The following is a 12,408-nucleotide window of genomic DNA, read 5'->3' as shown; positions in this document are numbered from 1 at the left end:
TTAACTTTACTACCTCTTTTATACTCAACAACATGATTAATATTGGATTAGTCCACAAAGCCCTTGCTTTATGTGCCAAAACACAAATAATGAAGTATTAATCACAGGGTAAGAATGAGGACAATGAGCTATATACTAACCACCCAATGTGCTGACGACGTAGGCTTAATAGCTAAAATCACAGGGCTTTGTCATAAAAATAATTTAAATATTACGCGTAACAACGAGTTTGTAGATAAAGACGCACAGCGATTTTTTATGCGCACAGAGCTTACAGGCGAGCCACAAAGCGACTTTTTAGATCAACTACGCGCACTGTTGCCACAAGGCGCTAAACTTGCCCTACATTGCGGTGCAAAAACTAAAGTAGTTTTACTTGCAACTAAAGAAGCCCATTGTTTAGGTGGTATGTTGCTAAAGCAATTTGAACAAACTCTTAATATTGAAGTATTAGCAGTTATTGCTAACTACGCTGATTTAGAGCCTTTAGCAAAAGGGTTTGATGTGCCGTTTCATGTTGTATCGCACGAAGGACTAACTCGTAGCGAGCACGATCAAAAAGTAGGTGATTTAATTGCCAGCTACAACCCTGATATTATTGGTCTTGCCAAATACATGCGTATTTTAAGCCCTGAATTTGTGGGTCGCTTTGAAGGCAAAATAATTAATATTCATCATTCATTTTTACCCGCATTTATAGGTGCTAAACCTTATCATCAAGCATTTGAGCGCGGCGTAAAAATCATTGGTGCTACCGCTCACTTTGTGAATAATGAGCTTGATGAAGGACCTATCATTCTTCAAGACGTAACAAGCGTAACGCACGCTAATACTGCAGAAATGATGGCTAAAATGGGTAAAGATGTAGAGAAAACAGTGTTTTGTAAAGCACTCCAACTTGCATCAGAGCATAAGCTATTTATTAATGGTAATAAAACTGTAGTGTTTTCTTAGCATTGTACCAATTCGCTTAATTAAGTAGTTTATTTTGAGGTAATAAAACAGTGTTGATAACAAGGTATGCATTTTGTTATTAACCTGAATTCTGATTAACTATTCTACACATAAAAATATGCCAGCATTGTTGCTGGCATTTTTTTGCTCATAATTAAGCAAGTGACTTTTTAAATGTAAATTATGCCTGCTCTATTGGCTCGAGTTTTAATTTCGCGGCAATTAAAACGGCTTGGGTACGATTGTACACGCCGAGTTTTCTAAATATGGCTGTAATGTGTGCTTTTACTGTTGCTTCTGATATGTGCAGTTCATAAGCAATTTGCTTATTAAGTAAACCTTCGTGCAGATATTGCAGCACTCGGTATTGTTGAGGTGTTAATGAGGCAACTTGCGCTGCTATTTCTCGGTCTTCACCTTCAATTTCAGCTACTTTGTTTTTTAACTCTTTTGGTAGCCATGTATCGCCTTCAAGTATTTGGTTAATTGCACTGGCAATATCATCAGACGATGACGATTTAGGAATAAAACCCATAGCGCCGTAACCCATTACTTTAGAAACTATATTAGCGTCTTCACTACCCGAAACAACGGCAATAGGTAAGCTTGGGTATTCTTCTCTAATACGAATAAGACCATATAAATCACCATTACCTGGCATGTGAAGGTCTAGCAGTAATATATCAAGATCCTCTTGCTCGCTTAACACTTGCAGTGTGCTGTCAAAATCGGATGATTCAAAAACCTCTAAACCTTCAAATTTTGCGCTCAATGCGCCCTTTAGTGCTTCACGAAATAACGGATGGTCGTCCGCTATTAAAAACTGACTCATGGTTCACTCCTAATAAATTCGGCTGCCAGTTAGGTATAAAACCCTTACTGACAGCCGATATACTACGTTTAGAATCAACTTGTAATCAAGTTTTTAACGCACATTTAACGATTTAATCTGTTCTCGATTAGTTCATCGACTACAGATGGATCTGCAAGCGTTGACGTATCACCGAGTTGTTGGTGCTCATTTGCAGCGATTTTACGTAAAATACGACGCATAATCTTGCCTGAGCGCGTTTTAGGTAAACCTGGAGACCATTGAATCATATCTGGTGATGCTATTGGGCTAAGCTCTTTACGAACCCAGTTACGTACCTCTTTGGTTAACTCATCACTGACTGTTACGCCTTCATTTGGCGTAATGTAAACATAAATACCTTGGCCTTTAATGTCATGCGGGTAACCTACAACTGCAGCTTCTGCAACTGCTGGGTGTGATACAAGAGCACTTTCAATCTCTGCAGTACCTAATCGATGACCAGATACATTAAGCACATCATCTACACGACCTGTGATCCAGTAATAACCATCTTCATCACGACGACAACCATCACCTGTAAAATACACACCTGGGTAGGCACTAAAGTAAGTTTGCTCAAAACGCTCATGATCGTTATAAACCGTTCTCGCTTGTGATGGCCAGCTATCTAAAATAACTAAGTTACCATCTACAGTACCTTCAAGTGTATTACCTTCAGCATCAAATAATGCAGGAGCAATACCAAAAAATGGATGTGTTGCAGAACCTGGTTTTGTATCAGTAGCACCTGGTAATGGCGTGATCATAATGCCACCGGTTTCTGTTTGCCACCACGTATCAACAATCGGGCAATTAGATTTACCAATACTCTCGTAATACCACGTCCACGCTTCAGGATTAATTGGCTCACCAACCGAACCTAAAATACGTAAACTATCGCGATTTGACGAGGCAATTGGCTCATCACCTTTCGCCATTAATGCACGGATTGCTGTAGGCGCAGTATATAAAATAGTAACGCCGTGTTTATCAACAATTTCACCCATGCGCCCAGCTGTTGGGTACGTAGGTACACCTTCAAATAAAACTTGCGTACAACCGTTTACCAGTGGTCCGTATGCAATGTAGCTGTGGCCTGTGATCCAACCTACATCGGCACTACACCAATACACATCGTCTTCTTTTAAATCAAATACGTACTCGTGTGTCATTGATGAGTAAACTAAGTAACCACCTGTGGTATGCACAACACCTTTTGGCTGTCCGGTCGATCCTGACGTATATAAAATAAAGAGCGGATCTTCAGCATTCATTGGCTCTGGCTCACACTGCGCTGGTAAATCAGCAACTAGGTCATGCCACCAAATGTCATGTTCATTCCAATCAACTTCGCCGCCTGTTAATTGATGTACTATAACGTGTTCAATTGAAGTCACAGTATCTTGTGCAACAGCTTCATCAACGTTTGCTTTTAGTGGTACACAATTACCCGCTCTGCGCCCTTCATCTGACGTAATAACAACCTTAGCACCCGAATCTCTAATACGGTCGGCAATCGCTGAAGGTGAAAAGCCACCAAATACAACAGAATGAATAGCACCAATACGTGCACAGGCTTGCATTGCATACACAGCCTGTGGCGTCATAGGCATATAAATCGCTACGCGATCACCTTTTTGCACACCTAACTTTTTTAAGCCATTAGCAAACTTAGCAACTTCATCATGCAGCTGCTGATAAGTAATATTCTCGCTTTGAGATGGACTATCACCTTCCCAAATAAGCGCAACCTTATCGGCTTTGGTTTTTAGATGGCGGTCAATACAATTGTACGAAGCATTTAAATAGCCATCTTCATACCATTTAATATTTATGTGACCTTTGTCGAATGATGTGTTTTTAACTTTAGTGTAAGGAGTAGACCAATCGAGGCGTTTGCCATGCTCACCCCAAAAACCTTCAGGGTCATCAATAGATTGCTTATAAAGCGTATTATATTTATTTTTATCTACAAGAGTCGCATCTTTAATATGCGTCGGAACTGGATAGATACTTTGTGACATCTTCGTCTCCATTAAATTACTTGCCTTAGGCTCTTATCAAGGATTACTCAGCAGTGCCTTATTAAGTATTAGACCTTAGTTGTATTCCTCTTCATTTTGCTCATTTGTAGTTTATAATCCTTCTGCTTTCAATTTTTTTACATAAATAATACAACGCGTTAAATGTAAGTAAATACAAACTTATCTACTCTAAAACCTTAGTCTTATAGACCAATAGGTAATTGAGTAAATATTGCACATATTTAACAGTGTTCGGTACTGTAATAAACGTATTTACTGTAGTACTTACTAAAATCTTTATTTAACGAATGAAAACAATATGTGTATTGAAAAGCTAAATTAACACCCTTTTTATTCGTAAGTAATACTCGTAGCAAGTAATACAACCTTACATGAAAAAAAAAGTAACAAACAACAAGTAGCCTATAAAGGACACCACAATGAAATTTACCCCATTAAAAACATTGGCAGCAAGCGCTGTACTATGTGCACTATCAAGTACTGCATACGCGGCAACTGCTGCAAAAATTGGTGATACCGAATTTACTTACGGTGGATACATTAAACTCGACTCTATGTGGAGTGATTATTCAGCGGGTGCGCCTGCAGGCTCAAACGTAGGCCGCGACTTTTACGTACCAAGTACACTAACAGTTGGCGACGATAACAGCTCAGATGCTGTATTTGACATGCATGCACGTGAATCACGTTTTAACTTTGGTACTTCAACGTTAATGGATAACGGTAAGACCGTAAAAACTAAAATTGAAATTGACTTTCTAGCCTCTGCAACTGGCGGAAATGAACGTGTATCAAACTCTTATGCACCACGTATTCGCCACGCGTTTGTTACTTACGATGGTTGGTTATTTGGTCAAACGTGGTCTAACTTCCAAAATGTAGGCGCACTTGCTGAAACGCTTGATTTTGTAGGGCCTGCTGAAGGCACTGTGTTTGTGCGTCAATCGCAAATTAAATATACCACTGGCGCATGGTCTTTCTCATTAGAAAACCCAGAAAGTACAATTTCTACGACTAGCGGTATGGTAGTCACTGATGATGCATCATTACCCGATTTTACAGCTCGTTACACACACAAAGCTGATTGGGGTAACATTGTTGTTGCCGCGCTTGCTCGCCAACTTACTTATAAAGTAGGCAGTGTTGATGCCGATGAAACATCGTTTGGTGTAAGTGCTTCAGGTAAAATAAACCTTGGTGAAGACAACCTTAAATTTATGCTTACGCAAGGTAAAGGCTTAGGCCGTTACGTAGGCTTAAACGTTGCTCACGGCGCAGTACTTAATGGCGATGAACTAGATGCGATTGACTCAACTTCTGGTTTTGTTGCTTACCAGCACAAATGGACAAGCAAATGGCGCTCCACGTTCTTATACTCATTCTTTAGCGCTGATAACAACACTGATTTATTAGCTATTTCTGGCGATCCGACAGAATCAAGCCAAAGCTACAGCGCAAATATTCTATACTCACCCGTTAAACGTTTAACGTTTGGTGCTGAACTAAAGCATGCTGAACGTGAAACCGAAAATGGCGTAGATGGCGATTTAGACCGTTTACAATTTTCCGTTAAATACTCTTTTTAATAGTAAAAACCTAATTAATTTATAAAGCGGCCTAGGCCGCTTTTTTTATAAGTGAAATTAAGCGCCGTTCTATATAATTCGTTAATCCGTACCTATAATCTTTATATATGACCTTAAAATTCAATAAAACAGAATAATTATAGATAAAAACCCAGAAACACGATTGCAAATCAATATCATTTAGATTAAATTGCGCACTTCTTTTTGAACTAACTGGAAAAACTTATGTCGTCCCCTCAAGTTTTGCGTTTATCTAAACTAAGCTTTGCTACTTCTTTAATTTTATCTGGCTATGCATTTGCCGATGAAGCAAATACAAAAGATGAACCTCTAGAAAAAATTGCAGTGTATGGTCAGCATCATAAAAACTACATAACAGAAGAAGCGCAATCAGCCACTAAATTAGGTTTAACAATTAAAGAAACACCACAGTCAATCTCTGTTGTATCACGCGCACTAATGGACGACTTTTCACTAGACGATATAAACTCAGTACTTGAAAGCACGCCAGGCGTAACAGTAGAGCAAATAGAAACCGACCGTACTTACTTTAAAGCTCGTGGTTTTGAAATTACTAACTTTCAAGTTGATGGATTAGGTATTCCACAAAGCTCAGGCTCTATTCAAGGAAGTCTTGATACATCAATTTACGACCGCGTTGAAATTGTGCGTGGCGCTAATGGCTTAATGACCGGCGCGGGTAATCCTTCTGCTACTGTAAATATGGTTTTAAAAAAACCAACATATAACACACAAGCTAATGCGTCTGTGTCATATGGTTCGTGGAATAAAAAACGATTAGATTTAGATGTATCGACCCCTATTAATGAAGAACACGCTGTAAGAGCTGTATTTACAAAACAAAAAGCGGATTCATACTTAGATCGTTACGAAACAGATAAAACAATTATTTACTTAGCCTACGAAGGCAAATTAACCGACAACACATTATTAAGCGTTAACTACGTTAACCAACAAAAAGATGCTGATAGCCCACTTTGGGGGGCACTACCTCTTTATTACACCGACGGCTCACCAACCGACTATGACGAATCAACCAGTACTGCTGCTGATTGGTCTTACTGGGATAACAGTGCAGAGCAAGTATATGTAACGCTTGAACAAAACTTATCAGCAACATGGGTGGCTAGAGCGCGCTATGCTCACATTGAAAACGAGCAAGACTCAGAGCTGTTCTACGTATACGGTACACCAAATAAAGACACTGAGCTTGGTTTAACCGGTTATGCAAGCCGTTATGATTACGAAGATAAGCATGATTTATTTGATCTATATGCCAGTGGTAAATTTGATTTATTTGGTCAAGAGCACGATCTATCATTTGGTGTTAGCCAAGCAAAAATGGATTACACCGAGCAGTCTCTTTACGATTACACCACAGGCAATGGCTTTCCGGCAATGCCATCACTTAAAACGTGGGATGGGGTAATGCCACAAGCAACACTTGCTGATGGCGTAAATGGAAGCAATATAACAAATGAGCAAAAATCAGCTTACATATCAACTCGTATCAGATTAAGTGAACCTTTAAGTGTACTTGCTGGCGTGCGTTATACAGATTGGGAAACAAAAGGTACAGCGTACGGTGTTGCTCAAACACGTAATGACTCTGAGCTAATACCGTACATTGGTACAGTGTACGACTTTAACGAATCTCTATCGGCTTATGCAAGCTATACAGAAACATTTGTACCGCAAAAAGAACTAGATATAAATGCCAATCAACTACCTGCTGTTACTGGTAAAAGTAGCGAAATAGGTGTCAAAGCACAGCTTCTAGACGACCAGTTATTTGTAACGTTTGCTTATTTTGATGCAAAACAAGATGGCCTTGCTGTTGCTATAGCTAACTCATTACCAAGTGATACGCGTTATTATGCAGCTGATGGCATTAGTAGTAATGGTTTTGAAGTAGAGTTAAGTGGTAAATTTACAGATGATTTAAGTGCAAGTATTAGCTTTAGTAATTTAAATATTGATGGTGATGATTTAGTAAAAGATTACACACCAGAAAACCAACTTAAAGTGGCCGCAACCTACCAAGTGCCTTTAGTTGATGGCTTATCATTTGGTGCAAATTACCGCTGGCAGGATTCAACTAGTCGAGTACAAGTTAGCGATGCTAATGGTATTGCAAGTGTTACTACCAACCAAGATGCATACGGGTTACTTGATTTAATGGCCACTTACAAAATTACAGATAACGTAGGAGTCACTTTCAACGTTAATAACACCACAGGTGAAAAATATTTGCACAGCCTATACTGGGAACAAGGTTACTACGGTGCACCGCGTAACTACGCTCTATCTGTAAATTGGCAGTTATAAATATATTTGATTAATTAAAGGCTGTAGATTTTTGCAGGTTAAATTAAAAAACGACACATTTTTAATGTGTCGTTTTTATTTTTATCTAACCTAAACTCTGGTTAAGAGATTTACTAACGTATTGAATCATAGTGGTATTTAAATTTATTTTCTCTAGCCAGAGATTTTCAGTGGAAACAAGGCGAATTTACGCGTCAATAGCTGGCCTATTGTAAGTAAATTCAACGCAGTTAGCGCTGAAAATAGCTGCTCGAGATAGATTTATTATCCAGAGCTCAGGTTATCTACTTTAAGTTTTTAATAACAAAAAAACGCTAATCATTACTGATTAACGCTTTTTAAAGCTCGGGTCAAATCAAGCTTAAAAACTCATTTTGAGGCTGTTAAAGATCAGCGTCATCGCCCAACTTATCTTCACCATCATCTGGTTCAATAGTTGCTTTTAATAAAAGCATTTCGCGTAACTTGCCTTCAATCTCATCTGCAATTTCTGGGTTTTCTTTCAAAAACTTAATTGAGTTAGATTTACCTTGGCCAACCTTGTTGCCACAGTAGCTATACCAAGCACCTGCTTTTTCAACAATTTTATGCTTAACGCCTAGGTCAATTAGCTCGCCTTGCTTAGAAATACCTTCACCATACATGATGATAAATTCAGCTTGTTTAAACGGCGGCGCTACTTTGTTTTTAACAATTTTAACGCGAGTTTCGTTACCAACAACTTCATCGCCTTCTTTAACAGAACCAATACGACGAATATCAATACGTACCGATGCGTAAAACTTAAGTGCATTACCACCCGTTGTTGTTTCTGGGTTACCAAACATAACACCAATTTTCATACGGATTTGGTTAATGAAAATACACAACGTGTTAGAGCGTTTAATGTTACCAGTAAGCTTGCGTAATGCTTGCGACATTAAACGTGCTTGTAAGCCCATGTGCGAATCGCCCATATCGCCTTCAATTTCAGCTTTTGGTGTTAGTGCAGCAACCGAGTCAATTACAACAACATCTACTGCGCTTGAGCGTACTAACATGTCACAAATTTCTAGTGCTTGCTCACCTGTATCTGGTTGAGATACAAATAATTCATCTATATTTACACCCAATTTTTGGGCATATACTGGATCTAGAGCATGCTCAGCATCAATAAAGGCACATGTTTTGCCTTCTTTTTGTGCTTCTGCGATAACTTGTAAAGTAAGCGTTGTTTTACCAGATGACTCAGGTCCGTATACTTCAACAATACGTCCCATAGGTAAACCACCTATGCCTAAAGCAATATCAATACCTAATGAGCCTGTAGATACAGATTCAATGTTTAACGCTTTGTTATCACCCAATTTCATAATTGAGCCTTTACCAAATTGACGTTCAATTTGTGATAGTGCTGCGTCCAACGCTTTTTGTTTGTTATCGTTCATTTTATTCTCCAAATCCAGCTAATGGAATCAAGTATACTGTATGAAATCACAGTATCAAGCTAATTTTTTTATTTTATCTCATCTATTACACTTTTCAATGCAAATACAATAGCTTGCAGTCTAACTTGAGCCCTATCGCCAGAGAATACTTGTTTAAAGGTCAGTACTTTGTCATTAATTTGTATGCCAAACCACACAAGTCCCACAGGTTTGCCATCAGTTGCCCCGCCAGGTCCTGCAATACCCGATACAGCTATAGATATATTTGCATTTGTTGCTTTAATAGCACCTAATGCCATTTCACGCACTGTTTGTTCGCTCACAGCACCGTACTTTGCTAATGTGCTTGCACTTACATTTAGCAAATCTTGCTTTGCTTGGTTGCTGTAAGTCACAAATGCACGGTCAATATAAGCAGAGCTTCCGGGCGTATCTGTAAGGGCATAACTCACTCCGCCACCAGTACATGACTCAGCACTAGTGATCCATAAGCATTTATCCGTTAAAATAGCGCCTAATTGCGCAGCAAGTGTTTTAATCTCTTGATGTAATTCCATATTCAGCCTTTGGGTAAATACATGTCGTTTGATCTTTATGCACCACACACTATAAAACAACAAACCCCTATGATGCAGCAGTATCTAAAAATAAAATCAGAGCATCGCGATATTTTATTGTTTTATCGTATGGGCGATTTTTACGAACTCTTTTTTGATGACGCTAAACGCGCCGCTCAATTACTCGATATTTCGCAAACTCATCGCGGTAAAGCCGGTGGCGATCCTATCCCTATGGCGGGCGTACCTTATCATGCAGTAGAAAACTACCTAGCACGCCTAGTCCAAATGGGTGAATCAGTCGCTATTTGTGAACAAGTGGGTGACCCTGCAACTAGTAAAGGCCCTGTCGATCGTAAAGTTGTTCGTATAGTTACACCTGGTACAATTTCTGATGAAGCGCTTTTACAAGAACGACAAGACAATCTTCTTACTAGCGTTTGGCAAAGTAAAAAAGGTCTGTACGGTATCGCGTACCTTGATATTAACTCTGGTCGCTTTAACGTTGTAGAGGTTAACACCGACGAAGCCTTTAGCTCAACTATTCAGCGCTTAGCTCCGGCAGAACTTCTGTATAGCGAAAGCTTTGAAAACTTTCATTTAATTGAGCATATAAAAGGTGCCCGCCGCCGCCCAGAGTGGGAGTTCGACTTAGATACGGCTCAGCACTTATTATGCGATCAGTTTGGTACTAAAGATTTAGTTGGTTTTGGTGTTGATAAAGCCCACAGCGCGCTTGTTGCTGCCGGTTGTTTAATGCAATACGTAAAAGATACACAACGTATTGCACTGCCACATATTCGTGCAATTACGCTTGAGCACAACGAACACGCTGTTATTTTAGATGCCGCAACCCGTAAAAATTTAGAACTTACCGTTAATTTATCAGGTGGGTTTGAAAATACACTTGCCCAGGTACTTGATAAAACAGCAACACCTATGGGCTCTCGTTTACTTAAGCGCCGTATTCATACACCTGTACGTAATAAAGACGAGCTAAATTCACGCTTAAATGCAATTAGCGCTATTTTAGATGTACAACTGTGCGGTGAATTACACGAATCATTAAAAGAGATTGGTGATGTAGAGCGTGTTATTGCACGCTTAGCTTTATGTACTGCTCGCCCGCGCGATTTAACTCGCCTTCGCAGCGCATTACAAGCACTTGCGCCACTACACACTTTGTTAGGCGATGCTAACGATCCTCGTATAGCGGGTATTATCAAGCACTCGCCTGAGCTCCCTGATTTACAAGAGTTATTAGAACGTGCAGTGATAGAAAATCCACCGGTACTTATTCGTGACGGTGGCGTTATTGCCCCTGGTTACAACAGCGAACTAGATGAGTGGCGTAACTTAAGTAAAGGTGCAACCGATGTACTTGATCAACTAGAGTTACGTGAACGCGAACGCACGGGTATTAGTACGCTTAAAATTGGTTATAACCGAGTACATGGCTTTTTTATTGAAGTAAGCCGCGCCAATGCCCACTTAGTGCCAGCCGACTACATTCGTCGCCAAACGCTCAAAAATAACGAACGCTATATTATTCCTGAGCTTAAAGAGCACGAAGATAAAGTACTTGGTAGCCAATCAAAAGCCTTAGCGCTTGAAAAGCAACTATACGAAGAGCTGTTCAGATTTATCGCTCCACATATTGAACAGCTGCAAATGATGGCAGCAGCACTGGCCGATTTAGACGTGTTAAATAACTTGGCCGAACGTGCATTTGCACTCAATTATGCAAAACCAGAACTGTGCGATAACGACAATATAAGCATTAAGCAAGGTCGTCACCCTGTTGTTGAACAAGTAATGAAAGAACCGTTTATTGCTAACCCTGTTGAATTAAACAGCCAACGTAAAATGTTGATTATTACGGGTCCAAACATGGGCGGTAAATCAACCTATATGCGCCAAACAGCACTTATTGTACTAATGGCTCACATTGGCAGTTATGTACCTGCAGACAGCGCTAAAATAGGTAATATTGATCGCATATTTACACGTATTGGTGCTAGCGATGATTTAGCATCAGGTCGCTCAACCTTCATGGTAGAAATGACCGAAACAGCGACTATTTTAAATAATGCCACGGCGCAGTCTTTGGTATTAATGGATGAAATTGGTCGTGGTACAAGTACCTATGATGGGCTCTCGCTTGCGTATGCAACAGCCGATCATTTAGCGTCAAAAATATCAGCTAAAACATTGTTTGCAACGCACTACTTTGAGTTAACAGAACTTGCTGAACAAACAACAGGTCTGGTAAACGTGCACCTTGATGCAATAGAGCATAACGATACAATCGCCTTTATGCATACAGTTCTCGACGGCGCTGCAAGTAAAAGCTTTGGCTTACAAGTAGCTGCCCTTGCAGGAGTTCCTAAAGCTGTGATAGCACAAGCAAAGCAAAAACTTAAGTTGCTTGAAAATCATCAAAGCGTTACTGCACCAAATACAGAGCAACAAGCCTTTACTTTTAATAACGAAATTGCACAAAGTGCCCCTTCTGAAGTAGAAGAACAATTAAGCGCAATTGACCCTGATAATTTATCGCCACGCCAAGCGCACGATTTATTATATAAACTAAAAGCATTGTTGTAATTTATATCATCTAATTTACAAGCATAAAAA

8 protein-coding genes are annotated in these 12,408 nt (G+C 39.6%); 4 read left to right on the top strand and 4 right to left on the bottom strand.

The window, feature by feature from the left end; all coding sequences use genetic code 11:
• The first annotated feature begins 123 nt into the window (after window positions 1–123).
• Window positions 124–954 (top strand): formyltetrahydrofolate deformylase, encoded by an 831-nt coding sequence (gene purU / locus GQR52_RS10960; RefSeq protein WP_007584800.1) that lies wholly within the window; start codon window positions 124–126, stop codon window positions 952–954.
• A 181-nt stretch (window positions 955–1,135) separates the two neighbouring features.
• Here the strand turns inward: purU and GQR52_RS10955 are convergent, their stop codons facing one another.
• Window positions 1,136–1,786, bottom strand: coding sequence for a response regulator transcription factor (locus tag GQR52_RS10955; RefSeq protein ID WP_007584799.1), 651 nt, complete (start codon window positions 1,784–1,786; stop codon window positions 1,136–1,138).
• Window positions 1,787–1,890: 104 nt separating this feature from the next.
• Window positions 1,891–3,831, bottom strand: coding sequence for an acetate--CoA ligase (gene acs, locus GQR52_RS10950; protein ID WP_165728457.1), 1,941 nt, complete (start codon window positions 3,829–3,831; stop codon window positions 1,891–1,893).
• 440 nt (window positions 3,832–4,271) lie between these two features.
• Between acs and GQR52_RS10945 the strand changes: the two genes are divergently transcribed.
• Together GQR52_RS10945 and GQR52_RS10940 are read left to right on the top strand one after the other, a co-directional pair.
• Window positions 4,272–5,438: a DcaP family trimeric outer membrane transporter gene (locus GQR52_RS10945; protein WP_165728456.1), complete on the top strand. Its 1,167-nt coding sequence runs from the start codon at window positions 4,272–4,274 to the stop codon at window positions 5,436–5,438.
• Between the two features lie 225 nt (window positions 5,439–5,663).
• Complete coding sequence (locus GQR52_RS10940; RefSeq protein ID WP_165728455.1) at window positions 5,664–7,787, top strand: TonB-dependent siderophore receptor; 2,124 nt, start codon at window positions 5,664–5,666, stop codon at window positions 7,785–7,787.
• A 383-nt stretch (window positions 7,788–8,170) separates the two neighbouring features.
• Here the strand turns inward: GQR52_RS10940 and recA are convergent, their stop codons facing one another.
• Entirely contained in the window at window positions 8,171–9,214 is a 1,044-nt protein-coding gene (recA, locus tag GQR52_RS10935; RefSeq protein ID WP_024591486.1) for a recombinase RecA, read from the bottom strand.
• 68 nt (window positions 9,215–9,282) lie between these two features.
• Window positions 9,283–9,771, bottom strand: coding sequence for a CinA family protein (locus GQR52_RS10930; protein WP_101217726.1), 489 nt, complete (start codon window positions 9,769–9,771; stop codon window positions 9,283–9,285).
• Between the two features lie 21 nt (window positions 9,772–9,792).
• Between GQR52_RS10930 and mutS the strand changes: the two genes are divergently transcribed.
• Window positions 9,793–12,378, top strand: a complete 2,586-nt coding sequence (gene mutS / locus GQR52_RS10925; protein WP_165728454.1) for a DNA mismatch repair protein MutS — start codon at window positions 9,793–9,795, stop codon at window positions 12,376–12,378.
• Window positions 12,379–12,408: the final 30 nt, after the last annotated feature.

Origin of the sequence: Pseudoalteromonas sp. 31A1, assembly GCF_011378815.1 — a bacterium.
GTDB classification, from domain to species: Bacteria; Pseudomonadota; Gammaproteobacteria; order Enterobacterales; family Alteromonadaceae; genus Pseudoalteromonas; species Pseudoalteromonas arctica.
The sequence above is the reverse complement of the archived record's forward strand: the minus strand, read 5'-3'. Positions and strand labels throughout refer to the sequence as shown.

Coding starts and splice junctions, on each gene's coding strand:
- GQR52_RS10945 (WP_165728456.1), top strand. CDS start 4,272: ATGAAATTTACCCCATTAAAAACATTGGCAGCAAGCGCTGTACTATGT.
- recA (WP_024591486.1), bottom strand. CDS start 9,214: ATGAACGATAACAAACAAAAAGCGTTGGACGCAGCACTATCACAAATT.
- mutS (WP_165728454.1), top strand. CDS start 9,793: ATGTCGTTTGATCTTTATGCACCACACACTATAAAACAACAAACCCCT.
- GQR52_RS10930 (WP_101217726.1), bottom strand. CDS start 9,771: ATGGAATTACATCAAGAGATTAAAACACTTGCTGCGCAATTAGGCGCT.
- GQR52_RS10955 (WP_007584799.1), bottom strand. CDS start 1,786: ATGAGTCAGTTTTTAATAGCGGACGACCATCCGTTATTTCGTGAAGCA.
- acs (WP_165728457.1), bottom strand. CDS start 3,831: ATGTCACAAAGTATCTATCCAGTTCCGACGCATATTAAAGATGCGACT.
- GQR52_RS10940 (WP_165728455.1), top strand. CDS start 5,664: ATGTCGTCCCCTCAAGTTTTGCGTTTATCTAAACTAAGCTTTGCTACT.
- purU (WP_007584800.1), top strand. CDS start 124: ATGAGCTATATACTAACCACCCAATGTGCTGACGACGTAGGCTTAATA.